Source organism: Pseudomonas sp. TNT2022 ID642, assembly GCF_028656995.1.
Lineage (GTDB): Bacteria > Pseudomonadota > Gammaproteobacteria > Pseudomonadales > Pseudomonadaceae > Aquipseudomonas.
The window spans coordinates 17,979-41,489 of record NZ_JAMDGW010000037.1 but is presented as its reverse complement, the minus strand read 5'-3'; the positions used below and the strand labels follow the sequence as shown (position 1 = coordinate 41,489).

Annotated in this window: 23 protein-coding genes; 14 read left to right on the top strand and 9 right to left on the bottom strand. The window is 56.3% G+C overall.

Annotated features, from left to right (window positions below; translation table 11 throughout):
* Window positions 1-129 precede the first annotated feature (129 nt).
* From M5G26_RS27555 to queC, 6 genes are all read left to right on the top strand, one after another.
* A complete protein-coding gene (locus M5G26_RS27555; protein WP_150730758.1) occupies window positions 130-393 on the top strand; it encodes a PAAR domain-containing protein in 264 nt (87 codons plus the stop codon).
* 116 nt (window positions 394-509) lie between these two features.
* Complete coding sequence (locus tag M5G26_RS27550; protein WP_273917010.1) at window positions 510-5,162, top strand: RHS repeat-associated core domain-containing protein; 4,653 nt, start codon at window positions 510-512, stop codon at window positions 5,160-5,162.
* Between the two features lies 1 nt (window position 5,163).
* Window positions 5,164-5,790, top strand: coding sequence for a hypothetical protein (locus M5G26_RS27545; protein ID WP_273917009.1), 627 nt, complete (start codon window positions 5,164-5,166; stop codon window positions 5,788-5,790).
* Between the two features lie 226 nt (window positions 5,791-6,016).
* A complete protein-coding gene (locus M5G26_RS27540; protein WP_273917008.1) occupies window positions 6,017-6,748 on the top strand; it encodes a hypothetical protein in 732 nt (243 codons plus the stop codon).
* A 259-nt stretch (window positions 6,749-7,007) separates the two neighbouring features.
* Window positions 7,008-7,394: a hypothetical protein gene (locus tag M5G26_RS27535; protein ID WP_273917007.1), complete on the top strand. Its 387-nt coding sequence runs from the start codon at window positions 7,008-7,010 to the stop codon at window positions 7,392-7,394.
* A 297-nt stretch (window positions 7,395-7,691) separates the two neighbouring features.
* On the top strand, window positions 7,692-8,390 hold the full coding sequence (gene queC / locus M5G26_RS27530) for a 7-cyano-7-deazaguanine synthase QueC (RefSeq protein ID WP_007919656.1): 699 nt from the start codon (window positions 7,692-7,694) through the stop codon (window positions 8,388-8,390).
* 53 nt (window positions 8,391-8,443) lie between these two features.
* Here queC and M5G26_RS27525 read toward each other — a convergent pair whose 3' ends face one another.
* Together M5G26_RS27525 and M5G26_RS27520 are read right to left on the bottom strand one after the other, a co-directional pair.
* A complete protein-coding gene (locus tag M5G26_RS27525) occupies window positions 8,444-9,322 on the bottom strand; it encodes a queuosine precursor transporter (protein ID WP_007919658.1) in 879 nt (292 codons plus the stop codon).
* A complete protein-coding gene (locus tag M5G26_RS27520) occupies window positions 9,306-9,911 on the bottom strand; it encodes a helix-turn-helix transcriptional regulator (protein ID WP_134177749.1) in 606 nt (201 codons plus the stop codon). Before M5G26_RS27520 ends, M5G26_RS27525 begins: the two co-directional genes overlap by 17 nt.
* A gap of 532 nt (window positions 9,912-10,443) precedes the next feature.
* Between M5G26_RS27520 and glyA the strand changes: the two genes are divergently transcribed.
* On the top strand, window positions 10,444-11,793 hold the full coding sequence (gene glyA / locus M5G26_RS27515) for a serine hydroxymethyltransferase (protein WP_273917006.1): 1,350 nt from the start codon (window positions 10,444-10,446) through the stop codon (window positions 11,791-11,793).
* A gap of 68 nt (window positions 11,794-11,861) precedes the next feature.
* Here glyA and M5G26_RS27510 read toward each other — a convergent pair whose 3' ends face one another.
* Window positions 11,862-13,280 carry an amino acid permease gene (locus M5G26_RS27510; RefSeq protein WP_273917005.1) on the bottom strand — a complete coding sequence of 473 codons (1,419 nt, stop codon included), beginning with the start codon at window positions 13,278-13,280 and terminating at the stop codon, window positions 11,862-11,864.
* A gap of 893 nt (window positions 13,281-14,173) precedes the next feature.
* Between M5G26_RS27510 and M5G26_RS27505 the strand changes: the two genes are divergently transcribed.
* A complete protein-coding gene (locus tag M5G26_RS27505; protein ID WP_003222780.1) occupies window positions 14,174-14,311 on the top strand; it encodes a hypothetical protein in 138 nt (45 codons plus the stop codon).
* Between the two features lie 71 nt (window positions 14,312-14,382).
* Complete coding sequence (locus M5G26_RS27500) at window positions 14,383-15,348, top strand: leucyl aminopeptidase (protein ID WP_273917004.1); 966 nt, start codon at window positions 14,383-14,385, stop codon at window positions 15,346-15,348.
* A gap of 197 nt (window positions 15,349-15,545) precedes the next feature.
* Here M5G26_RS27500 and rluB read toward each other — a convergent pair whose 3' ends face one another.
* From rluB to M5G26_RS27470, 6 genes are all read right to left on the bottom strand, one after another.
* Window positions 15,546-16,766 (bottom strand): 23S rRNA pseudouridine(2605) synthase RluB, encoded by a 1,221-nt coding sequence (rluB, locus tag M5G26_RS27495; protein WP_273917003.1) that lies wholly within the window; start codon window positions 16,764-16,766, stop codon window positions 15,546-15,548.
* A gap of 154 nt (window positions 16,767-16,920) precedes the next feature.
* A complete protein-coding gene (locus M5G26_RS27490) occupies window positions 16,921-17,112 on the bottom strand; it encodes a DUF1289 domain-containing protein (protein ID WP_150795330.1) in 192 nt (63 codons plus the stop codon).
* A gap of 104 nt (window positions 17,113-17,216) precedes the next feature.
* Window positions 17,217-18,212: an SMC-Scp complex subunit ScpB gene (gene scpB, locus M5G26_RS27485; protein ID WP_273917002.1), complete on the bottom strand. Its 996-nt coding sequence runs from the start codon at window positions 18,210-18,212 to the stop codon at window positions 17,217-17,219.
* An 11-nt stretch (window positions 18,213-18,223) separates the two neighbouring features.
* Window positions 18,224-18,922 (bottom strand): segregation and condensation protein A, encoded by a 699-nt coding sequence (locus M5G26_RS27480; RefSeq protein ID WP_172828192.1) that lies wholly within the window; start codon window positions 18,920-18,922, stop codon window positions 18,224-18,226.
* Between the two features lie 123 nt (window positions 18,923-19,045).
* On the bottom strand, window positions 19,046-19,675 hold the full coding sequence (locus tag M5G26_RS27475) for an L-threonylcarbamoyladenylate synthase (RefSeq protein WP_038363745.1): 630 nt from the start codon (window positions 19,673-19,675) through the stop codon (window positions 19,046-19,048).
* 13 nt (window positions 19,676-19,688) lie between these two features.
* Entirely contained in the window at window positions 19,689-20,552 is an 864-nt protein-coding gene (locus M5G26_RS27470) for a PHP domain-containing protein (RefSeq protein WP_134177735.1), read from the bottom strand.
* An 87-nt stretch (window positions 20,553-20,639) separates the two neighbouring features.
* Here M5G26_RS27470 and M5G26_RS27465 point away from each other — a divergent pair, with 87 nt between their 5' ends.
* From M5G26_RS27465 to M5G26_RS27445, 5 genes are all read left to right on the top strand, one after another.
* Entirely contained in the window at window positions 20,640-21,239 is a 600-nt protein-coding gene (locus tag M5G26_RS27465) for a septation protein A (RefSeq protein WP_007919675.1), read from the top strand.
* A 1-nt stretch (window position 21,240) separates the two neighbouring features.
* Entirely contained in the window at window positions 21,241-21,540 is a 300-nt protein-coding gene (locus M5G26_RS27460; protein ID WP_008021382.1) for a YciI family protein, read from the top strand.
* A 110-nt stretch (window positions 21,541-21,650) separates the two neighbouring features.
* The gene (locus M5G26_RS27455; RefSeq protein WP_038363742.1) at window positions 21,651-22,061 is read left to right on the top strand and encodes a translation initiation factor 2; all 411 of its coding nucleotides are present in this window, start codon (window positions 21,651-21,653) and stop codon (window positions 22,059-22,061) included.
* A 7-nt stretch (window positions 22,062-22,068) separates the two neighbouring features.
* On the top strand, window positions 22,069-22,746 hold the full coding sequence (locus M5G26_RS27450; protein ID WP_016987937.1) for a response regulator transcription factor: 678 nt from the start codon (window positions 22,069-22,071) through the stop codon (window positions 22,744-22,746).
* A 231-nt stretch (window positions 22,747-22,977) separates the two neighbouring features.
* Window positions 22,978-23,427: a Spy/CpxP family protein refolding chaperone gene (locus tag M5G26_RS27445; RefSeq protein WP_007919681.1), complete on the top strand. Its 450-nt coding sequence runs from the start codon at window positions 22,978-22,980 to the stop codon at window positions 23,425-23,427.
* Window positions 23,428-23,511 lie beyond the last annotated feature (84 nt).

The window sequence follows — 23,511 nt, the reverse complement described above, 5'->3', positions numbered from 1 at the left end:
GCTGCGTAATGGCCATATAGTGGCTGGCACGGATTTTGATATCAAATCGGCACTAACGCGTGCTGAATGCAGGCAGGAAAGACAGGGTTGCTCGCCGAGCCAGCAACTCTCGGTCAAAGGAATGACGCAATGAAAGACGCAATTCGCTTGGGCGACTCCACCACTCACGGTGGCAAAGTCCTCGAAGCCTTCTCCCAGACCGACCTCAACGGCAAGCCGATTGCCGGGGTCGGGCACAAGGTCAGCTGCCCGCTGTGCAAAGGGGTTTTCCCGATTGCCGAGGGCAGCAGCACCTACACCGTCGATGGCACCCCCATCGCACTGAACGGCATGAAAACCGCTTGCGGCGCCGCACTGATCGCCAGTGGCCCGAAAGGCGCTGTCGTCAGCTAATCCCGTTTTTTCACTTTGATGCGTACCTCTGAGAGGCGGCTTGTTGTCGCCCGCTCGTTGAGGTCTTCAACTTTTGCCCGCAAAGCCCGGCCCTTGTTGGCGGGTGAGATGCCGTGATGACCACTGAAACTGCTGTCGCAAAACGTGAGCCCCAAGCTGCCATCGTTCCACTCAATGCCATCGACGTTCAGGACGTCGCCAGCAGTGCGGCGGCTTTCGATGCCTGGCTGCAATCCGCCACTGATGGTGTGGTTACGCTTGACCGGATCAAGAACTACGCCGGTTTCTTGCCGGTGGTCGGCAACATCATGGCGCTGGTCGATGCGCTGAGTGACATCGTCACCCTGTCGGACGCCAAGCAACGCGACTTGCTCACGTGGGCCAGCCTCGGCATCAACCTGATCGGCGTCTTGCCGTTGCCGCCGTCGATGGCGGCGGCGCGCATGACCCTGCGGCCGACGCTGTTTCTGGTGCGACAGGAGATGAGGGCCAGCAGCAAGTTGTTGCTCAGCACCTCGGTGATCGAGGTGCTGGTCGGTCACCTGAACGCCTCGATCATCGGCACACTCGATGACTTTGTTGAGCAAGCCAAAGGCAAGTTACCGGGGATTCTGGCGGACGCTGGCAAGCTCGGCGAAGAAATCATCAACGAGATTGCCACCGGTATCGAAACAACGGCCCTTGGCCGGTTTGATGCCAAGGGTGATCTGGAGGAAGCCAGCGCAAGAGCCAGCGTCGGGCGCGGCCAACTCCTCAACGACCCCCTCGCGACGGCCGACAACTTTTTAGCGGCCGCCAACAGCGCCTTGAAAGCGGCAGGCAAGGGCCTGGCCAACAGCGTCGCGCAGAATCTGGTGTCGACCAAGCTCCAGACACAGATCACCACCGAGACCGGCAAACTGCGCGCGATGGGCCCGGAGCTGCGCACGCAGTTGAGCAAGCTCGACGATAAAAACGTGCAGAACTCCATCGGCTGGCTGTTGCAGATCCTTTCCAGCGCTGTGACCCTGTGGCGCAAGCGCAATGCCCATGGCCAGAACGCCGCGGTCCATACCGAGAAGACCGGTAAGGCCACCCACACGGCTGCGGAGGGCGAATTGGGCGCTAACAACAAGCAAGTCCCAGCGAAAAGCGCGCCCAATCCAGAGAAAGGTCCCTGTAAATGCGCCACTGAATTCAGCATCAACTTTGCCTTGGGTTCGGAAAGCCTCAGCCATACCGATTTCAGCCTGCCCGGCCCCTTCCCGATCGAATGGACGCGCACCTACAACTCACGCCTCGACGCTTACGATCAGAGCGACCTCGGCGCTCGCTGGATCAGTGAATTCACCACACGCTTTGACTGCGTGGACGATGGCCTGACGTTCTACGGCGCTGATGGCCGCGACCATAGCTATCCACTGCCAAAGGTCGGCCTGTTCCACTACGACGCCATCGAAAACATCACCCTGGTCCGCAACAGCGAAGATCAGTTGCTGCTGTGCCGTGGTTTCGAACGCAAGGAAACCTACGTCCGCCGTGGCCAGCGCTTTGTGCTGAGCAATATCTCGCTGCGCAACGGCGCCGGGATCATGCTGCATTACGAACATCGTCACGGCGAACACTCGCTGCTCTCGGATCTGATCACCTATCAGGAAAACGACTTCACCAAAGTGCACCTGCACCTCGGCACGATGATCGACGATCACGGCCGGCTGATCGGCCTCTGGCAAATCGTTGACGGCGAACCGCTGCGCCAGCTCTGCGCCTACCAGTACGACGCCTATGGCGACCTGATTCAGGCGCAGGACGAGAACGGTGCCGTCTGGTCGTATCAGTTCGAGCATCACCTGATTACCCGCTATACCGACCGCACCGGGCGCGGCATGAACCTGCAATGGGACGGTTCAAGCGCCAAGGCCAAAGCCGTGCGCGAGTGGGCCGACGACGGCAGCTTCGACACGCGTCTGGAATGGGACGAAAACATTCGTCTGACCTATGTCACCGATGCCCTCGGCAACGAGACCTGGCACTACTACGACATCCTTGGCTACACCTATCGCATTCGCTACGCGGACGAGCGTTCGGAGTGGTTCTTCCGCGACGAGGCCAAAAACATCGTGCGCCGCGTCAATGCTGACGGCAGCACCGATCGCTACAGCTACGATGAACGCAGCAACCTGCTCGAACACATCCGCGCCGATCACACCGTGATGCATTACGCCTACGATGATCAGGATCTGCTGATTAAGATCAGCGATGCCGAGGGCGGGCAATGGCAACGCGCCTATGACGACCAAGGCAACTTGGTCGAAGCGCTGGATCCACTGGGCAACAAAACCGAATACGCCTACAACAAATCCGGCCAGCCCACCGCGATCAAGGACGCCAACGGCAACGAAAAAAACCTCGACTACAACGACGCCGGGCAACTGGTCGAGTACGTCGATTGCTCGGGCAAAACCAGCGCGTGGGAATACAACGAACTGGGGCAGATGATCTGCTTCACCGACGCTGCCGGACACACCACCGAGTACGAATACAAGGCCGGCCAACTGGTGCTGATCAAGCACCCGGACAAGACCGAAGAGCGTTTCGAGCGAGACGCCGAAGGTCGGCTGTTGGCGCATGTCGACGCTCTCGATCGTTGCACCACCTGGAGCTACAGCGCTGCCGGTTTGATCGCCGAACGCATCGACGCTGCCGAGCAAACCCTGCGCTACCGCTGGGACCGTCTCGGACGGTTAACAGCGCTGGAAAACGAAAGCGAACAACGCGCGCACTTCCACTACGACCCGGTCGGACGCCTACTCGAAGAGCGCGGTTTCGATGGGCGCAGCACGCGTTATCAGTACGACCCGCTCACCGGTCGCCTCGCGCAATCGATCAATGGCCAACGCGTCATCTCGTTGAGCTTCGACCCGATGGGCCGCTTGACCGAGCGTCGCGCCACTCTGGGCGATCAGTCGCAAAGCGAAACCTTTGCCTATGACGGCAACGGCAACCTGGTGCTGGCCGACAACGCCGACAGCCGCCTGCAATGGTTCCATGACCCGGCCGGTAATCTGCTGCGCGAACACCAACATTACCTCGGTCTGGAAAAACCCACCGTCGCGATCTGGCAGCACGAGTACGACGTGCTCAACCAACGAGTCGCCAGCGTGCGCCCCGACGGCCACCGCGTCAGCTGGCTGACGTACGGCAGCGGTCACCTGCTCGGCCTGCGCCTCGATGAGCACGAACTGATCGGCTACGAACGCGACGACCTGCACCGCGAAGTCGCCCGCCATCAAGGCAACCACCTGCTGCAAACCCAAAGCTGGGACCCGGCCGGCCGTTTGCAAGAGCAACTGCTGGGACGCAGCGACGACAAATCCACCCTGCTCAAACGCGAATACAGCTACGACGCCGCCGGCCAACTGACCGACATCAACGACAGCCGTCGCGGCCCGCTCGCCTATCGCTACGATCCGGTCGGCCGACTGCTCAGCGCCACCACACGTCAAGGCGTGGAAACCTTCGCCTTCGACCCGGCCGGCAACCTGCTCGACGACAAAGCGACAGAAATTCGCCGCCCACTGGACCTGACCCCACCACGCAGCAAACTGGTCGACAACCTGCTGCGCGAATACGCCGGCACCCACTACGAATACGACGAACGCGGCAACCAGATTCAGCGCTGGCACAACGGCCAACGCAGCGACCTGCGCTGGGATCTGTTTGATCGGCTGGTGCATTTTGAAGACCCGCGCCTGAGCGTGGATTTCGCCTACGACGCACTGGGACGCCGCCTGCACAAAAAATCCCGCGCGCACTACAAACAGCGTCCCGAAGCCGGCTCTCTCTGGAACAGAAACGAACACGCCCGCAAACAGCGCGAACTCGGCTGCGGTTTCACCTTGTACGGTTGGGATGGTGACAACCTCGCCTGGGAAAGCAGTCCGGCACAAAGCGATGGCGAGCCCGGCCGCACGGTGCACTACGTCTTCGAACCGGGCACTTTTGTCCCTGTGGCACAGGCTGTACGGCACGCGCCAATCGATCTGATTGGGCTGCCGGATTACAGCGGTGAATACAGCCTTGATGAAGATCCAGTGTGGAATCACAAGGCGACGGCATTACCGTTTGATGCGTTGGCCTGGTATCAGTGTGATCACCTCGGCACGCCGCAGGAATTGACGGACTCGCAAGGCAACATGGCGTGGACCGCGCAGTACAAGGCGTGGGGACAGGTGACGGAACAGCGCTCGGAGTGGGCGCGGCAGCATGGCGTTGTGAACCCGATACGGTTCCAGGGGCAGTATCACGATCATGAGACGGGGCTGCATTACAACCGGTATCGGTACTATGATCCGGGGGTTGGGCGGTTTATCTCGCAGGATCCGATACGTTATGAAGGTGGACTTAACCTTTACCGGTATGCACCTAACCCAATGGAGTGGATTGACCCATTGGGATTGGAGACTGTTGTTGCTACCAAAAGTCGCGCAAGCGCAATGAGGAAGGCACAACAACACGCTCAAGTTCCAAGGGTAGGAAGAGGCGGACAGGATATTTCTACTCAAGAACTGAACGGTGACAGTGACGGACGATTCTGTGCTTGCTTGAAAAAGCGTGGAGTTAAAACGCTGGGACGCCGTGGTTACGACAACTCTGAAGTTTTCGATCACCCAGATGGTCATCCTCACATGGTCGGAGAAGGACACCCCGATCACCACAGCACTCCACATGTTCACGCAAAGAACAAAAAAGGGGAGTCAAAAATATTCACTTATCCGGGGGGAATGTAGTGTGAAAAACTACAAAATTATTTGTTATCGGGCGAGATTCGATGATTTCAAAAAAACCTCTAGCAGTCGCATTAGGAGTATCCCTGCGGAAATTAATGATGATTTCGCACTGCTAGCCTCTGTTGATCAAAACGGCTTAATCGGTTTCGATAGATCTAAGGAGGGCGCTGCTGCGATTAAATCCCTAGTTGACAATTGCTACTACATCGATATCAATGGAAAACTTCAGCCACCATCAAGCAAGAAACTTCACTACATGCCATTTTTTTTGTTTAGAGATAAAGATGGGGAGTTCGAGCGCGCAGTGAGCGAACATAGGCGATACGAAATAGACTTCAAAAAGTATGAAATACTTTCAAGGCATCGAAGGGTGGAAAAACCTACTCCTCCCACCCTAACTATTTTTTTGCAGAGCGATGACTTTTCTATAAGCCAAGAGGCATACAATCTTCTCAAAAATGCCTGCCGATATGTCGCGATCACGAAGATTTCTGGCGAATATGGGCATGGCGCATTTGACGTTTTTTCCAGCGACTTAAATTGCTTTTTTGACGAATTTTACAGTGTTGCAGGGGAGTCCGCGGAGTGGATCATGATTGATAATCCATCTCAACTCCCAATACACTAGCTTACAAAAAGCCTTGGCCTACATATGATTTCAACTGATTTTCATAAGCTGATTGAGTTGATTATAGATGGCGTGGTTAATCTCCACGCAGTCTGGCCTGGCTTATTGAATTTCTTGAATATAGTCCACCCTTGAAAAAATTAAGATAATCTCACCCCTCCTTTTCTAACGGTTTAAATGAAGAACATTAGTCATATGAGAACCAAGAATTAAAAGGGTAGCCACAATGAAAACCATCGTTGATATTGCGTCTGTTCTTGCTACCAAATCTGGTGGATTTCGCTTTGATACCTCATGCGACTCATTATGGTATCTGGCTACAGGCTACGATTACGGGTCGATTTTTGACTATTTGGGACCCATTTTCTTTCGATATAACATATATACTGTGCTTGCTGCCGAACTCGATTCAAGTAGCAGTATTGCGAAGAAACTAGACTTACATAAAAGAGCATTTGGAAAGATCGGTTTAGACGCGACAAACAAAAGAAGACACCTCGAATTAAACTTAGACATTGAGGGGAGGCATAATTTCTGCGACCTCTCAACTGCCTCCAGTAGCGAAGAAATAAAAATACTTTTGACAGCCATATACAAAGGATGGAATGCATTAATATTTTTGTCAGAGATGGAATTGGATGAAAGTGATAAAAAAGAGATCCTCAGTGTAATTAGTGAAATTTATAGAGCTTCAGGCACAGACTACTCTCAAGCCTCCTCATTAAAGTTATTTCATAAAGTGATAGCAGTACTATGTTCGAAAAAATGCATTGTCGTCATGCTAGGTGAAGATCACTCTGACACTCGAGCAATATTAATCTCTGGCCCTCCCGAACAGATAGTAGAATTTTCAGAGCTTGCGAATAACTTGGTTGAAGCCGACTCCGACCCTACTCCAACACCGTTTACTCGTGAATTTATACTTAAAACTCCTTTCGTAAGACGGCGTATGCTTTAGATATAAAGAAAATCCTAAAGCTGCATTACTCTCTTCGCGCTCCAATGGTTAATTTGTTTCGTGCACAAGCACAAAGAATCTCTCGTAAAAAGACCAAGCTATTGAAGATCAAACAAACGAAGTCTGTCCCTGGTAGAATCGACAACTTCTCATCTAGTCATGATCCGGGGTGCCGTCAACCTCAAACCAAGTACGGCCCATCAGAGATGAGGAGTAACCCAATCAGGTATGCAATCCTCACCACCTATAGGTAGTGTCTATGGAACAAGTAAGCAAGGTTTCGGAGGCCTTTCATCGTTTTGAAGATGGGTTAATTCTTTCTTTCGATTTTTTTTACCTTCCCAACGAACCCCTTGCCGCGCAAGTAATATTCCATGCCAGAGATCATAGAGTTAAAGGCAACGTATGGAAGAAAGTAAAGGTGATAGTTGGGGCGGTCGAGGAATTAAGTGCAAAAGTTAAAGGCAATCAGTTTAACTCGATATGCTCTGGGGTTAGGATCTTGAAATTTGACGACGTCTGGTGCGTGGAAATTGATGGAAATTACGACATGGATGCCGATCCCACTTCACTAGCCCAGATACGCGAGGATGGAGAGCTTTACATAATTGGTCGACAGATAACAATCCTCGAGATTGCAGACTGATTTTTATAGACTTGACTTTCAATCATATCATTGGACCAGCGAGCAGCCCGTCTGCTCGTGATTACTTTTCATTATGAAACTCTTTGCGGACAAATCATGTCCTTGAGAATTAATAAAGTATAGCTTTCCTCTAACAACCACCTACTGCCCGAAAGAGGGCAGCAAAAAAAAGGCTCTAAAGTGGATCAGGCCGCTCGCGGACTCACGCGCGCATCTGGACTCTGCACCGAACTCCATCCCTATTTCGAGTATCATCTCCACCTTTGCCCTCAAGACCTCAATGCAGGAAGCATAACCATGACCAACAAAGCAGTTATCGTATTCAGCGGCGGGCAGGACTCCACCACGTGCTTGATCCACGCCCTGACCCACTACGATGAAGTCCACTGCATCACGTTTGACTATGGTCAGCGTCATCACGCGGAAATTGAAGTGGCGCAGCAGCTGTCGAAAAAGCTCGGTGTGACCGTGCATAAAACGCTGGATGTGTCCTTGCTCAATGAGCTGGCCATCAGCAGCCTGACCCGCGATAACATTCCGGTCCCGACCGTTAACAGTTCCGGCGAGAGCCTGCCAAGCACCTTTGTTCCGGGGCGGAACATTCTGTTTCTGACGCTGGCTTCTATCTATGCCTATCAAGTCCAGGCCAAAACGGTCATTACCGGTGTTTGTGAAACCGACTTCTCGGGCTATCCCGATTGCCGGGATGAGTTCGTCAAGGCCTTGAATAAAGCCCTTGAGTTAGGCATGGATTACAAGCTGCAACTGGATACACCATTGATGTGGCTGAACAAGGCAGAAACCTGGGCCTTGGCTGATTACCACCATCAACTGGATCTGGTTCGCGAAGAAACACTGACTTGCTATAACGGCATCAAAGGCACTGGATGTTCCGATTGCGATGCCTGCAATCTTCGCGCAAAAGGCTTGAATGAGTTCCTGAACAATAAAGTGCAGGTGACTCAACGCTTGAAAGAGAAACTTGGCTTAAAGTAATACCGCAACAAGAAGCGCTCACTCAAGCATGCCGAGTGAGCGCTCTCCTCTCTTTATTGCGTCTGCGCACCCGTCAGGTATTTCTTGAACAATGATCTTGCGCCGTAGGCCGGCAAGATATTAAAGAAGGCAAAACCTACCTTGATTGCGATCTGAACGTAGATCATGCCCAGTATCGCGCTATTTTCCATCGTTCCGTAAAACGCGATATAGCAGAACAGAAAACTGTCGATGATCACGGCAAACAATGTGCTTAAAAACACTCGCAAGAACAGAAACCTGGAATTTGTCAGCTCTTTAATCTTGCACAACAGATACGAATTTATGTTCTCGGAAACCAGAAACGATATAGAAGACGCTACCAGAACTGCGGACAACTGACTGATAACATCATTGTAAGCGCCATCGAGTTTCCAGCCCGGCAATCCCGGAAGATGAGTCGTGATGGCCAGCAGAATGATAATCGCGGCGTTGCTGATGAACGCGAACAGAATCGCTTTTCGCGCGAGCCTCAGGCCAAACGTTTCGTTGAGCAAGTCGACGATCAGAAACGTCAGCGGATAGAGGAAGGTGCCCGGCGTTACGACAATATCGAAATATTCGAGGTAGATCGGTTTTGTCGCAGCAATACTGGTGAAAATGTAAAGCGTGAACAGCATCAGGTTCAGGATGATATAGATCATCCAGGAACTCTCATGGCGGTCATTTATTTCGTAAGCGGTGAGTGCTCCGCCCTGGGAGTAAAACTTCTTGTAGAGGTTTTTCACTTCGATTTTATTCAGATTATCCATAATCTCACTATTCAACACTTCACTTAGCTTTATTTTAATTATTTTGCCTGTCGCAATGACCATGATGACGGCCAGGCTTTTTCCATTTTCGAATCCCAGCAACTTGTACTTGCTGTTTTCCAACTCAACACTGCAATCCATTAAATCGTTCCTCGATTACATCTCCGATTACGCATACACGATCCGTATCAAAGTTGCCTTCATGGCTTATAGATAACTTCGCTGTGATTTTGTCATACACCAGCTTTTCCCTGTCGCTGGTCGATGCTCCTTTCTGCACGATCAACAGATCGCCAGGTTCATTCATGCCGCTGATTTCATTTTCCAGCAAAACGCCAATCATGTTAAAGGACGCGCCAAAATAGTAAGTCAGTGGATAAATCGTGGCCAACTCACCAATTCTCTTATCCAGACTTTGCAGCAGCAGACTTTCTTTAATCACCGGAACCGCCGCCGGATTCATATTCCCCTGTGGCGAAATACTGCTTTCGATGATTTCCTTTTCTTCAAAATCAATCGTCTCTATTTCCTCGTAAGACACCCCGAAGAAATCAGAAATCTTGCGCACAGTGGACTGTTGTACATTGACCACTTTACCTTCAAGAATGTTATAGATGGTCGTGCGGGTCAAACCACTGGAGTGACACAAGGACAACTGCGTCTCCCCGCGACTCTTTATCAGGTATTTGATGTTGTTCTTCAGATTCTCCGATCTTTCTCTTCTGTGCATCACATGCTTATCATCCATTTTTAACTGCAATCAATGTCACGTCCCGAATGATCATTCCGGACATACACAAGTGAGGTAGGAAATTGCAGTTATATCCCTGTCAGTGCCGCGCAGGATCATAGCATTCTCCCTCCCTGGGTTCGGTATAAAAAGTCAGCTTTCACAAGCTGCTTCCGCCAACGTGCGGGGGCATTTCAGCCTCCGTACGGACTCGTCAGTTCCTTTCGACTTCCACCCGAAGCCTGAAAATCGTCCCCGGGCAATGCCTGTTTTACACCCGACGCGACCACAAAAAGAATCATTTTCTTTGAAGAATGTTCATTTTTTTGATTAATTCTGTGGCGTTCCTCACTGAAAAATTTATGATGCGTCAATCCGGCGTCGCATTCTCGATAGTGAAAGGACGAAAAAACGGGGGGCCTGTACAGGGTTTAGTTTTGCGCGCACAGCGGTCAAAACACGGATTCGCCTGTACAGATCTGGCAAGCAAGGACATGCGCAAATCACGCAAAACCAGGGAAGGAATCAAGCAATGGCAGTCATTACTGAACCGCTCAAGAACCAGGCTGACTTGCTGCGACGCGGCCTGGCAGATCTCCGCGCAGAAGACGCCGAACTGGCGGCAATTCTCGACGCTGAAGTCACGCGTCAACAGCACACGCTTTCACTGGTCTCGTCCTCCTGCGCAGTCCAGCCGCGAACCTTGGCGGCCTCCGCTTCCGTGCTGGTCAACGTGACCGCAGAAGGCATGTCCGGCAAGCGTCACAGCGCTGGGTGCGAGAATGTCGAGCTGGTCGAATCGCTGGCCATCCGCCGGGCGCGGCAACTGTTCGGCGCGCAATACGCCAACGTGCAGCCACACTCAGCGTCGAACGCCGTTTACCAAGTGCTCACAGCTTTGCTAGAGCCGGGCGATACCTTGCTGGGCATGGCGGTGGAACACGGCGGTCATCTCACGCATGGCAGCCTCGCCGCGTTTTCCGGCGCCTACTACAAGGCGATCCAGTACGGCACGACAGCAGACGGCCTGATCGATTACGACAAGGTTCGCCTGCTCGCACTCGCCCATCGCCCACGCGTCATCCTCTGCGGCGCCACCGCCTATTCGCGCGTCGTGGACTTCCAGCGGTTTCGCGAAATTGCCGATGAAGCCGGGGCCATCCTGCTCGCCGACATTTCGCATATCGCCGGGCTCGTCGCCACCGGGCGACACCCAAGTCCGATCGACGCCGCCCACGTCACCGTCACCTGCACGCACAAGCAACTCGCCGGGCCTCGCGGTGGCGTGATTCTCAGCGGTGCTGATGCGAACACCAAGATTCCCGGTTTGCGGACCACCTTCAGTCGCCTGCTTGATCAAGCCGTTTACCCGCGAATGCAGGGCGCGCCCGCCGCCAACATGATCGCCGCGAAGGCTGCCGCGCTAGGCTATGCAATGTCCGCAGCATTCGACGCCTGCATGGCGCAGATCCGCCGTACGGCGGATGAAATGGCCAAAGCGTTTCAGGGCAAGGATTATGAAGTGGTCGGCGGCTGCAGTGAAAACCATACGGTGCTGGTTCGCTTGCGGGGTGGCATCACGGGGGCTATCGCCGAGGCGGCGCTGGGGCACTGCGGGATCATCGTCCACAAACATCGCGTACCCGACGATCCCCGTTCGGCACTTGTCACCAGCGGGCTGCGTATCGGCACCGCTGCGCTGGCGCAACGTCGGGTCGATGTCCACGGCAGCCGCCAGATCGTCGATTTGATCGTGCGGATTCTGAACACGGTGGCGCCGCTCGGCGAACAGGATTACACCCTGGAACCGCTGCTCCTCGCGCAGTTTCGTTCAGAGGTCGAAACCCTGTGCAGGGACTATCCTTTCGCCGACTATCAATAGCGTTCCAACATTTGTAGCCATAAAAAAACCCGGCACTCAGGCCGGGTTTTGTGTTTCTGCGTCAGCGCTTACTCGGCAGCACCTGCCGCGTGCACGGCCTGCTGCGCGCCGCGCTTGTTCTTGATCACGTAGCAGACCCACATGAACACGACCCACACCGGAATCGCATACACCGAGATCTGAATGCCCGGGATCAGCAGCATCACGCCAAGGATGAACGCGACGAACGCCAGGCAGATGTAGTTGCCGTACGGATACCACAGGGCCTTGAACAGCGGCGTCTGCTGGGTCTTGTTCATGTGCTGGCGGAACTTGAAGTGCGAGAAGCTGATCATCGCCCAGTTGATCACCAGCGTTGCAACCACCAGCGACATCAGCAGTTCCAGCGCGTGTTGCGGGATCAGGTAGTTGAGCAGCACAGCCACCAGCGTCACTGCCGCCGAAGCCAGAATCGAACGCACCGGCACCCCGCGCTTATCGATTTTCGCCAACACTTTCGGAGCATCGCCCTGCTCGGCCATGCCCAGCAGCATGCGGCTGTTGCAGTAGGTGCCGCTGTTGTACACCGACAACGCTGCGGTCAGGACCACAAAGTTGAGGATGTGCGCGGCGGTGTTGCTGCCGAGCATCGAGAACACTTGCACGAACGGGCTGCCGCTGTACGAATCGCCGGACGCGTTGAGGGTTTCCAGCAGGCTGTCCCATGGGGTCAGCGACAGCAGGATCACCAGTGCACCGATGTAGAAAATCAGGATCCGGTAGATCACTTGGTTGATTGCTTTCGGGATCACGGTTTTCGGCTTGTCGGCTTCAGCGGCGGTGAAACCGAGCATTTCCAGACCGCCGAAGGAGAACATGATGATCGCCATGGCCATCACCAGACCGCTCACCCCGTTCGGGAAGAAACCACCGTGCGACCACAGGTTGCTTACCGAGGCTTGCGGGCCGCCGTTGCCGCTGACCAGCAGGTAGCTGCCGAGCGCAATCATGCCGACGATCGCCACGACCTTGATGATCGCGAACCAGAATTCGGCTTCACCGAAGACTTTGACGTTGGCTAGGTTGATCGCGTTGATCAGCACGAAGAAGGCTGCCGCAGAGACCCAGGTCGGGATGTCCGGGGCCCAGTAGTGGATGTATTTGCCGACCGCAGTCAGCTCCGACATGCCCACCAGAATGTACAGAATCCAGCAGTTCCAGCCCGACAGGAAACCGGCAAAGCCGCCCCAGTACTTGTGCGCGAAATGGCTGAAGGAACCGGCCACCGGCTCTTCGACGATCATTTCGCCGAGCTGGCGCATGATCATGAAGGCGATGAAGCCGCAGATGGCGTAGCCGAGGATCATCGACGGGCCGGCGGATTTCAGCACCCCGGCCGAGCCGAGGAACAATCCGGTACCGATCGCGCCACCGAGGGCGATCAGTTGAATATGGCGATTTTTCAGGCCGCGTTTCAGCTCGCCTGATTGCGAGGGTTGTCCACTCATGAAAAAGGTCTCACGCAAGGTTTGATGATGTTCAGTAGACGTTGCTGCCAGGTTGCGATTTCAAGCAGCCCCGATCAAACCCCAGCGCAGGCACCAGGAGTTCAGCTTATTTACAACGGTCATGCGTCACCTGTTTGTTTTTATCTGTGACGAAATCGAACCCGAAACGCTTGTGGCGCCACGGAGTGAACAAGGCGGATAGCCTTGAGATTTGCGCGATTACGCAGAGGGTCACAGTTAAAACGCGGCGCATTGTACACCGCTAACCCCCTGCTGCCAGACCCCGCTGGATCAGCGTGATGGTTGCCGGGATTGCGTGTGTCCGCTTCGAGATGCTCGAGCGGCTGCAAAAAATGAGTCAGGCCTTTGCAGGCCATCGGCGTGGACGAGGAAAAAACCGTCCCACGGAGAGAGGTGGAGATCAGTCACGGCGTTCATTGCGCCTCCTTCTTGTTATGCACCTGCACGACAGGCATGGGGCGCATCTCACCTTGCAAACGCCGCTGAAACAACCGCGCCAGAGCCCCTCGCAGCCCACGGCCGTGCAGGCTTCGGCAGCTTTTCCTTACAGCGCTCATGGCGGGTTGGTTTCATTCGGTTTCAGCGGCTTTTTCGTAAACATTTCTTTACGAGGCGTAACGCAGAGTTTCCATTTCAGAAAATTCTGTCAGACGTCTGCAAATTGACGGTAGCTAGCTTGCTAAGCAAAACGCCGACTTAGTTTTTTGTTTTTAAATGAGAAAAACCCGACGAAAAAACAGAATAAAAAGTCTATTTAAAAATTAAATGAATAATTTTTTGCATTACAAAAATCCGTGAACTAGGTTCTTCACGTCTTGCCGGCCACCTCGACCGGCCAGTCACAACCGTGAAAGTCATCTAGGAGATCGACCATGCAAGCACTGGAAAAAGACTTGGATACCGAACTGCAACTGGACGAATGGTTTGAAGCACCGACCCACGAGGCGGCAGTGGAAATGATGCAAGCCGACGCGGTGGTTCCGTTCGGCACGGCGATGTGGCCTCTGTAAGACATCCCCGGGCAGGCACGATCCGGCCGGTCGTGCCTGCCGCTTTCTTCACGGTCAGTCAGGGAGGACTCATGGATAAGCCCCGCGCGATCTCGCATTTCCTTTACTACCTCGAACACCACCCTGCCCTTGCCGGCCTCGACTCGGCGAAGGTACTGCTCGGCCACACGGCTGATTACGAAGCGCTGACCGGCGCCATCGCCGAACAGGCAGGCGATCATCCTCGTTTCCAGTTCAGCGCCCGACGTCTGGACCTGGAAAGCACCGCAACGCTGACTTCGGCGATTACCGACAGCGATCTGTACATTTTCTTCTACGACTCTTCCACCCTGCCCAACCCGCGTCCCGACGGCCCGGAATTCGTCCGCGCGCTGCAAGCGGTGATGGCAGAAAACTGGAAGAAGTCGCTGCTGTTCAAGGATTACGGCGATTATTTCTACGACACCTTCAGCGTCACCCCGCAACGCATCGCCGGGCTGAACAGCCACCTGATTCAGCGTATGTCCCAAGCGACCACGCTGAGTTTCAAGGACGACGACGGTTCATGGTTTGAAACGCCGCTGAGCAGCATCAAGAAGTGGACCGACATCAACGGTGTCGGCAACTTTGACTTGGCGCCCGGTGAAATCGCTACTCACAGTGAAGAAATCAACGGCCATGTGAAGTTCAAGGGCACGTTCCTCAGCACCATTCCGTTTGCGCGCAAGTACGGCGTGCTGGAATCGCCGCTGGAACTGTGGATCGAGAACTCGACCATCAGCCGCATCGCCACGGACGTGCCGGGGCTGGAGCATGATTTCAACAAGTACCTGGACGCCAATCCGTCGAACCGGCGGATTGAAGAGTTGGGGATTGGCACCAATGAAGGTGTGAAGGATTTGTATGCGCGTAATGCCGGGTTTGAGGAACGGCATTGTGGCTTGCACCTTGGGTTGGGCGGTGGCGCAAAAGGCAGTCATCACCTCGATCTGATCTTTTCGGGTGGAGTGTTGGCGTTGGATGACAAGCCGGTGTTTGATGGGCGTTTTGTGTTCTAGGCGACTGACGCCTTCGCGAGCAGGCTCGCTCCCACAGGAGATTTATGTTCCACGCAATTCCAATGTGGGAGCGAGCCTCCTCGCGAAGAGGCCGAATCAGTCGCTATATAACTTCTGCCAGACGAAAAAAAACGCCAACCCTGAGGTTGGCGTTTCTGCTTCAGCTTGAAGCTTGCCGCTAGAAGCTCACAGCTGCCTTATTCCGGTTTCTTGCGACCAAACCCCGGACGCTGACCGGAACCTGCCGGTGCACCACGACGCTTGCCCGACGGCTTATCACCGTCAACCAGCTTGATCCCCGGACGCTTCGGCGCAGGCTTGGCCGGGCGCTTGTTGGTGGTGTCCGCTGGACGATCCGCCACTGGCGTACCACGACCGCTCGGAGCACCGCGCTCGCCACGCTCAGTACGACCGTTGGCCGGACGCGGAGTGCGCTCGCCGTCACGGGCGACTGGCTTGCGACCTGGACGCTCACCTTCGATCTGCGGCTCGCGGCTTGGACGTGGGCCGGTCGGCGCGCCAGCGGCTGGACGCAAGGTGCGCACGCGCTCGGTCTTGGCCATTGGTCGCGACGATTTGCGCTGCATACGCTCAAGTTTGTCTTTGCTCTTGGCGTTCAGTTGCGGCATCGCTACCGGCGTCAGGCCGACTTCAGCACTGAGGATGTCGACTTCGTACTGGCTCATTTCGCGCCAGCGACCCATCGGCAGGTCGGAGTTGAGGAACACCGGGCCGAAACGCACGCGCTTCAGACGGCTGACCACCAGACCTTGCGATTCCCACAGACGACGAACCTCACGGTTACGGCCTTCCATCACCACGCAGTGGTACCAGTGGTTGAAGCCTTCGCCGCCCGGTGCCTGTTTGATGTCGGTGAACTTGGCCGGGCCGTCTTCCAGCACCACGCCAGCCTTCAGACGCTCGATCATCTCGTCGTCGACTTCACCGCGTACACGCACGGCGTACTCACGGTCCATCTCGTAGGACGGGTGCATCAGGCGGTTGGCCAGTTCGCCGTCGGTGGTGAACATCAGCAGACCGGTGGTGTTGATGTCGAGACGACCGATGTTGATCCAGCGCCCTTCTTTCGGACGCGGCAGCTTGTCGAACACGGTCGGACGGCCTTCCGGGTCGTCACGGGTGCAGATCTCGCCATCGGGTTTGTTGTACATGATCACGCGGCGTACCGATTCGGCCGCCTCTTCGCGCTTGATCACCTTGCCATCAATGGTGATGGCGTCGTGCATGTCGACGCGCAGACCGAGGGTGGCGTCTTTGCCATTGACCTTGATCCGGCCCTGGCTGATCCAGGATTCCACGTCACGGCGCGAGCCGACGCCGATACGGGCGAGGACTTTCTGCAGTTTTTCGCCTGCTGGGCCGATTTCCTGGTCGTCTTTCTGAATAATGTCACTCATCTGGGCACCTCCCGGTGTGGTCTGTTCAAGCGCTCTGAATTGGACGCCTGAAGCATTGAAATCTGGGTTCCAAGCCGAAGGGATCGGCGAAGGGTCGCGAATCATACGCGGATGTGCGCCGTCGCGCATCAGAGACTAGCTGATCGATCGACAGTTATTTCTTTTTCCGCCGACCGGCGCCACCGAGTTTGATCAGGCGCAGCGCGGCTTCGGCCAGTACGGTGCGCTTGTCGTCCTTGTCGAGTTTCTTCCAGGCCTTGATTTCACGCTTGCTGCGGCCGCAGCCTAGGCAGATGTCTTCGGTGAATTTGCAGAGGCTGATGCACGGGTCTTTTGTTGAACTCATTTGGGTACCTTTGGGAGATCAAAAGATCGCAGCCTTCGGCAGCTCCTACAGGGGACGTATTTCAATGTAGGAGCTGCCGAAGGCTGCGATCTTTTCGGCGCCCCTCAGTCTTCGAACTCGCGGCGTTCGGCCTCGATAGCTTCGGCCAGGGCGCGGGCTTCGGCTTCTTCTTCGCTTAGCTCCGGTTCGGGTTCTGGCGCCGGTAGTTCGAGGGCGGCGACGGCAGCCAACAGCTTCTCGCGGGCTTCGGCGACGCCAAGAATGTCCTCTTCCGGTTCGGCTTCTGGCTCAGCTTCAAGTTCAACTTCGATGGTTGGCTCGGCGATCTGCGGCGCAGGCTCAGTCTCGGTTTCTGCATCAACCGTCGGCGCCTCACCATCCGCCGCATCCCGCAGCAAATCATCGAAGTCGGTCTTGATCCCCTCCTCCATGCTGTCCAGCTCCAGCAACAACGTATGGAAACTGGTTTCCTCCTTCTCTTCCTCCGGCTCGGCGCTGGCGTCGGCCAGTTCCTGCAAACCTTGCGGCACCGGCGCGTCGTCGAAATCGAGCACCGGGTCGGTTTCCATTTCGCGCAGTTCAGCCAGCGGCGGCAGGTCTTCGAGGTTCTTCAGGTTGAAGTGATCGAGAAAACCTTTGGTGGTGGCAAACATCGCCGGTTTTCCCGGCACATCGCGATAACCGACGACGCGGATCCACTCACGCTCAAGCAAGGTTTTGACGATGTTGCTGTTCACCGCCACACCGCGCACGTCTTCAATCTCGCCCCGAGTAATCGGCTGGCGATAGGCGATCAGCGCGATGGTTTCCAGCAACGCACGGGAATAACGCTGCGGGCGCTCTTCCCACAAGCGACCGACCCACGGCGAAAACTTCTCGCGGATCTGCAAGCGATAGCCCGACGAGACTTCCTTGAGCTCGAACGCGCGGCCCTCGCAAGACTTGCCCAACAGGGTCAGGGCTTTCTTGAAGACCGCAGGCTCAGGCCGCTCGCCCTCTTCAAACAGTTCAAACAGCCGTTCAAGGGATTGCGGCTTTCCCGAGGCCAACAGAAAGGCTTCAAGCAGGGGTGCCAGCTCGCGGGGTTCAGTCAGGTTCATGTTTCGACTCGTTATTCGGCTCGGGCTCGCACGTGGATCGCGGCGAACGGCTCATTCTGCACCAGCTCGACCAAGGATTCCTTGACCAGTTCAAGGATCGCCATAAAGGTCACCACCACACCCAACCTGCCCTCTTCGGCGGTGAACAGCTCGACGAACGGCACAAATCCGCCGCCCTTGAGCCGTTCCAGCACATCACTCATGCGCTCACGGGTGGACAATGCCTCGCGGCTGACTTGGTGGCTTTCAAACATATCGCCACGGCGTAGCACTTCAGCCATGCACATCAAAATCTCTTCCAGCGCGACATCCGGCAACAGCTTGCGCGCGCGGGCTTCCGGGGCATCGAGCTTGGGCACGATCACATCACGGCCAACGCGGCTCAAGCCGTCGATGCCTTCGGCGGCAGCCTTGAAGCGCTCGTATTCCTGCAAGCGACGGATCAGTTCGGCGCGCGGATCGTCTTCTTCGTCTTCGACGGTTTCGGCGCGCGGCAGGAGCATGCGCGACTTGATCTCGGCGAGCATCGCGGCCATCACCAGATACTCGGCGGCCAGCTCCAGGCGCACCGACTGCATCAACTCGACATAGCCCATGTACTGGCGGGTGATTTCCGCCACCGGGATGTCGAGGATGTTGATGTTCTGTTTGCGGATCAGGTACAGCAGCAGGTCGAGCGGGCCTTCAAAGGCTTCGAGAAAGACTTCCAGCGCATCCGGCGGAATGTACAGGTCCAGCGGCATTTCCATGACCGCCTGGCCATAGACCATGGCAAACGGCAGTTCCTGCTGAGCGCCGGCCTGGGGATCGACAACGGTTTCCACTGCGGACATTCAGGCCTCGACCATGAACGGCGTCGGATCGCCGCAACCGACGCGGACCACTTCAGGGTCATCGCCGGTGAGGTCGATCACCGTCGAAGCTTTAATACCACCGAAGCCGCCGTCGACGATCAAGTCCACTTGGTGCTCGAGCAACTGGCGCATTTCGTACGGATCGCTGAGCGGGTCTTCATCGCCGGGCATGATCAGGGTCACGCTCATCAGCGGCTCGCCGAGTTCGGCCAGCAGCGCCAGCGCAATCGGATGGCTTGGCACACGCAGACCGATGGTGCGTTTTTTCGGGTGCAGCAGCAGGCGTGGCACTTCGCGAGTGGCGTTGAGAATAAAGGTGTATGGCCCCGGCAGGTGCGCTTTGAGAATACGGAAGGTGCCGGTGTCGATCTTGGCGTAGTTGCCCAGTTGCGACAGGTCGCTGCAGATCAGCGCAAAGTTGTGCTTTTCATCGAGCTGACGCAGGCGACGAACACGCTCGATCGCGGTTTTATCGCCGATTTGGCAACCGATCGCGTAGGAAGAGTCCGTGGGATAAACCACCACCCCGCCCTTGCGGATGATCTCGACTGCCTGTTTTATCAGGCGCGCTTGCGGGTTTTCCGGATGAATCTGGAAAAATTGACTCACATTCTCTACCTGTTCAGACGGCGGCAATATCTGTGTCATGTTTGAACCGACACCACAGGGGTGGAAGGTCCTCGGGAACCGGCCGGTACTGGCCGATCTCGGACCAGCCGCCAGGGCCATGGAAGTCACTGCCGGCGCTGACCAGCAGACCGAACTCACGGGCAAGGATTGCCAGGCTGCCGACCTGTTCCGCAGGCTGATGGCCATTGACCACCTCGATTGCATGCCCGCCTGCTTGAATATAGTCGGCAATCAGCTTTCGGCGCTTGCTGCGGGTGAAATCGTAATGCCAAGGATGCGCCAGACTGACCCAGGCCCCGGCGGCGCGCAGTGTGCCAACGGTGTCTTCCAGCGTCGGCCAGTGCAACTTGACGTCACCCAGCTTGCCGGCGCCGAGCCATTTGCGGAATGCCTCAGCGCGATCCTTTACAAAACCTTCACGCACCATCCAGTCAGCGAAATGCGGACGGGCCGGGGCGTTGCCGCTGTCGCCCAGTTCCTGCTGCACCTGCCGGGCGCCTTCGAGGGCACCGGGCATGCCCTTGAGGGCGAGCTTGCGGCTTATTTCTTCGGACCGCAGCCAGCGGCCATCGTGCAATTTGGCGATCGCCTCGACCAACGGTGCGGCGTTGACGTCGAAACCGTAGCCCAAGACATGAATGGTCGCGCCGCCCCAAGTGCAGGACAACTCAACGCCGTTGACCAGTTGCATACCCAATTCATTGGCGGCCGTACGCGCTTCGGCCAGCCCTTCGAGGGTGTCGTGGTCGGTCAACGCAAGGACTCGCACGCCGTTCTCGAACGCACGCGCAACCAGAACCGCAGGCGCCAGGGCGCCATCGGAGGCCGTGCTATGGCAGTGCAAATCAACATTCACGGGGAGTTGTAACCTCAAATCAGCTGGCGCTATCGCGCGCCCATATGTTTGTTATTATGCCGCCACATCCAGCTTCTGGCTCTTACTGTGAAACAATTCATCGATTTCATCCCGCTTCTGCTGTTCTTCATCGTTTACAAACTTGATCCACGGGTCGTCGACATCGCTGGCCATGAAGTGACTGTAGGCGGTATTTACAGCGCCACGGCGATGCTGATCATCAGTTCCCTGGTGGTGTACGGCGCGTTGTTCATCAAACAGCGCAAGCTGGAAAAGAGCCAATGGCTGACCCTGATCGCCTGCCTGGTGTTCGGCAGCCTGACGCTGGCCTTCCACAGCGAAACCTTCCTCAAGTGGAAAGCGCCGGTGGTCAACTGGCTGTTCGCCGTCGCCTTCATCGGCAGCCACTTCATCGGTGATCGCCTGCTGATCAAACGCATCATGGGCCACGCGCTGACCCTGCCGGATCCGGTCTGGACCCGCCTGAACATCGCCTGGATCGCTTTTTTCCTGTTCTGCGGCGCTGCCAACCTGTTCGTCGCCTTCACCTTCCAGAGCTACTGGGTAGACTTCAAGGTGTTCGGCAGCCTGGGCATGACCCTGGTGTTCCTGGTCGCACAGGGCATTTACCTGTCGCGTCACCTGCACGATGCCGATACCACAACAACACCAAAAACCGAGGACTGACATGCTCTACGCCATCATTGCCACCGACGTCGCCAACTCGCTGGAAGCACGCCTGGCCGCGCGCCCTGCGCATCTGGAACGCCTGCAAGCGCTCAAGGGCGAGGGCCGCATCGTACTGGCCGGCCCGCACCCGGCCGTCGACAGCAATGATCCGGGCGCAGCGGGTTTCACCGGCAGCCTGATCGTCGCCGAATTCGATTCCCTGAGCGCTGCGCAAGCGTGGGCTGACGCCGATCCGTACATCGCCGCTGGCGTCTACGCCAATGTGCTCGTCAAGCCGTTCAAGCAAGTCCTGCCGTAACGCTTTCCCCACGCGATGAACCTTCTCGGTTCATCGCGTTCTCAATCGCTCATTATTCTCGTTTGCCTGCCGACAACCTGCCCAATATCCATTTGGAAACAGGTGTCGCGATGCGCAAGGGTCCGTTGTGTCTGATGTTGGTCACGTTGTCGATCATGGCGCCCGCCCATGGTGAGGAAACCACCGAAGGCGGCAGCTCCACGCCATTGTCGTTAAGCGCCGGCAGCCAGATCACCGAGTTGCAGCAGCGCCTCAAGGCCAGCGAGCAGCAGCGGGAAGAACTGAGCAAACAACTGCAAAATGCCGACAATACCCGCGAAAGCGCCCAGCTTGCCCGGTTGCGCCAAGAGAACCAGCGTTTGAAGCTGCAACTCAAGGAAGCCCAGGCCAGTCCACTGCCGCGTCTGCTGACCGATCAGCAGCAGTGGTTCGTCACGGGCGCCGGAGTAGCGCTATTGGCGCTGCTCTGCGGTATCTTTGCCAGTGGAGCAAGCCGAAAACGTCGGCAATGGCTAAATTGAGTGAGTCATGAGCGAGCTGTTACTGATTGATGATGACCAGGAGTTGTGCGAACTCCTGAGTAGCTGGCTGAGCCAGGAAGGCTTCCACGTACGTGCCTGCCACGATGGCCAGAGCGCGCGCAAGGCACTGGCTGAAACTGCGCCGGCGGCCGTGGTGCTGGACGTGATGCTGCCCGACGGCAGCGGTCTGGAACTGCTCAAGCAACTGCGCAACGACCACGCCGATCTGCCGGTGCTTATGCTTTCGGCCCGGGGTGAGCCGCTGGATCGCATCCTCGGTCTGGAACTGGGCGCCGACGATTATCTGGCCAAACCCTGCGACCCACGAGAACTGACCGCTCGCCTGCGCGCCGTACTGCGCCGCAGCCACCCGGCGGCAGTCTCGACGCAGCTTGAGCTGGGCGATCTGAGTTTCAGCCCGGTGCGCGGCGTCGTCAGCATCGATGAGAAAGAACTGACCCTCACCGTCTCCGAAAGTCGCCTACTGGAAGCCCTGCTCAAGCAGCCCGGCGAGCCGCTGGATAAACAGGAACTGGCGCAGCTCGCCCTCGGCCGCAAGCTGACCCTGTACGACCGCAGCCTCGACATGCACGTCAGCAACCTGCGCAAGAAGATCGGCCCGCACCCCGACGGACGTCCGCGCATCGTCGCTCTGCGCAGCCGCGGTTACTTCTACAGCCTCTGAACCGCGCCCATTCCCACTGTAGGAGCTGCCGAAGGCTGCGATCTTTTGATCTTGTTTTTAAAAGACAGATCAAAAGATCGCAGCCTTCGGCAGCTCCTACACAGGGCATGTGTAAGGCTGGGCGCGAAGCGTCTTTACCCAAGCTTTACGCAGTGCTGACCGCCGCTGACCTTGATCTCCGTAATCTGTACTCATCCGGAACGTACCGGGAACGAGACAAGGAGATACACCATGCGCAAGACTCTTATCGCTCTGATGTTCGCTGCCGCTCTGCCAACCGTCGCCATGGCCATGCCGCAAGACGGCGGCCCGATGGGGGGCCCGCTTGACGGCCCACGCCACGGCGGTCAGATGCACGGCATGCACGGCAAAGGCCCGTACAGCCAACTCGACCTGTCCCGCGAACAGCGTGAGCAGATCCGCAAGATCATGGGCGAGCAGATGCACGAGCGTAAGCAAGTGGTCGACAAGTACCTGGAAAAACTCTCGCCGGCTGACCAGAAAGCCATGAAGGACGAGATGGCCGCCAACCACAAGAAAGCCGAGTCCGATGTTCGGGCGCTGCTGAAACCGGATCAACAGAAGAAATTCGACGAGATCCAGAAAAAACAGGCCGAGCGTCGCGCCGAATGGGCCGAATTCAAGGCGTGGAAAGCGCAACAGGCGCAAAAGGCGCAATAATGTTCTGACCCGGACCCGACGGCTAAATACCGTCGGGTCTTTTGCACCCCGGAACCTGTAGGAGCTGCCGAAGGCTGCGATCTA